The 1,965-nt window shown below is 42.6% G+C and carries 1 protein-coding gene and 1 pseudogene; both read right to left on the bottom strand.

Annotation, left to right across the window (positions count from 1 at the left end):
* Positions 1-938: pseudogene (locus A3EU_RS33345) on the bottom strand (hypothetical protein); the annotation flags it as partial.
* Between the two features lie 127 nt (positions 939-1,065).
* Positions 1,066-1,965, bottom strand: a 900-nt coding sequence (locus A3EU_RS34685) for a hypothetical protein (RefSeq protein WP_026211608.1), incomplete at its 5' end; no start/stop codon positions are given.

Genomic DNA, 1,965 nt, shown 5'->3' on the forward strand with positions numbered 1-1,965 from the left:
TCAAAGAAGCTTTGGAAACAGCTATAGTCGTCCAGGGCAATCGTTGGCTCCGTGCCGTCGATGCTACCTTCCAACGTCTGAAGGTCGAAATCAACAGTTACTTCATCTGTGTCAGCAGGACACTCTACCACTGGGTCGGTTTTGTCTTCGGCGAAAAGATCGCCCCAACAAGTGTAGATTTCTTCGCCTTCGTAAATAACAGTCACCATGAAGGTGTGATCTCCACACCCTTGAATAACGTTACTATCGGTACCGTCAACCGTAATGATTATTTCATCAGCACAGGCAAAATCACCTGTTAGCACCATAGGCCCAACAATTGTAGCACTACAGTTTTCACCTAAAGTAACATTAAGGTCTGCAATACAGCCTAGGTTAAATACGCCATCACAGTTCTGACAACTCATGGGTTCATTATCATAATTACCAACATAAAACTCGGTAGACAATGCGTCAAACCAAGCATTATTGAAATCGGAATCATTCATAAATGGCACACTTGAATCAGGATCAACACCATTATTGAATACCCTAATGTCATCTACACAACCTAGATCCCCCAAACTGAAAGTAAAAATCAGCAACTCTGTATTCGCAGTCAACATCATCTGAACACCAGAGGTCGTTATGGAGTGAAAATCGACATTAGCGGAAGGGTCAGGAGCATAAACTTGAGAGTTATCTATCCAAGTACCTCCCTCAATTGAATTAATCGTCAAGGCTACATCAGGAATAATAGGAGGTAAGATAATAGAGAACTGAGATCCCCCTCCTAGAAAGAAAGATCCACTTGAAAAGTCGGATCTAATGTAAGCCTCGTAGAGATTATCTGTTTCATTGTATTTAAGGGTATACGCTACTTCTCCTTGTGCACTCAGGTGTAGTGTCCCCAAGGAGAAAAAGCAAACCAACAGAAAAAAGAATAAAGTGTGTTTCATGAGATTTGTTGATATAAAAAATTAAAAATTTGTGTTGTAAGTATCATTTCTTGGTTGTAGAACAATTCGCCTGCCCCACTCAGAAGAGAGGTGCAGACGAATTGTCTAGCGATTCAGTTTATGTATTCTACTGTGGCAATTGCTCCAGTAGATTATCATAATTTAAACTATCATCGGTGTTCAATGGATACAATATCTGGACAATGCCCTGGATAATTACCCGGTCATTTCCTCCCCCGTCATACTTCACCTTACCATCCATGTTAATATCACCACTGAAATAGCCAAAGGCATTATTGTAGTTCAATTCATCATCGGTGTTACCAGGGAAGGTTATTACCTGAGCAAAAATCGTTTGACGATCATTGAAACCACCATCGTATTTAACTTTGCCATCTAAATTGGCGTTACCTGCCCATAGGGATTTTTCTCCCACAGAGCCTGCCATTTCCACACCATCGTAGCCGGTAGTATTGTATACATCAGCGTCAGCTGCAGAGGTAAAGTCAATCAACACCTCTAGGTTTACGTCTACCGTTAAAGGTGCGGCAGTCATCACTCCCAAGTGATTTCGATGTTTAACGCTCACGTAGAAAGAGGTTGGCAAACCTAATATTTCAGGAGCCACACCTGTAACAGCATCTACTACATCACCGTCACGTTGTACCAGCGCTGATAAGGTTTCGAGTATCACTGTAGAGTCCGCAGCATCGCGGATTTCCAAGAAGACCCAATCAACAATAGCATCGGCTGTTCCTGCACCTGTATTCAATACCCCAACAGTAGTGGTTTCACCACCACCATTTCCAAAATGAGTGAAGCGTGCTGCTCCAGTAGCGGTGTAAGGCTCCAATAATGGAATACGGTTTTGCGTCCGTAAATCATCTCTCATCAATCCATCACTGGTTCCTATCAAGGCACCTTGTAGTAAGACTTTCACATTCAACACTGTACCACATGCACCAGGTACAGCATTAGGATCAGGATCACAAGGATCATTGGGATCACTTTCTGCTCCGTCGACGAC

It is taken from the genome of Lewinella cohaerens DSM 23179 (assembly GCF_000379805.1).
Classification (GTDB): Bacteria; Bacteroidota; Bacteroidia; order Chitinophagales; family Saprospiraceae; genus Lewinella; species Lewinella cohaerens.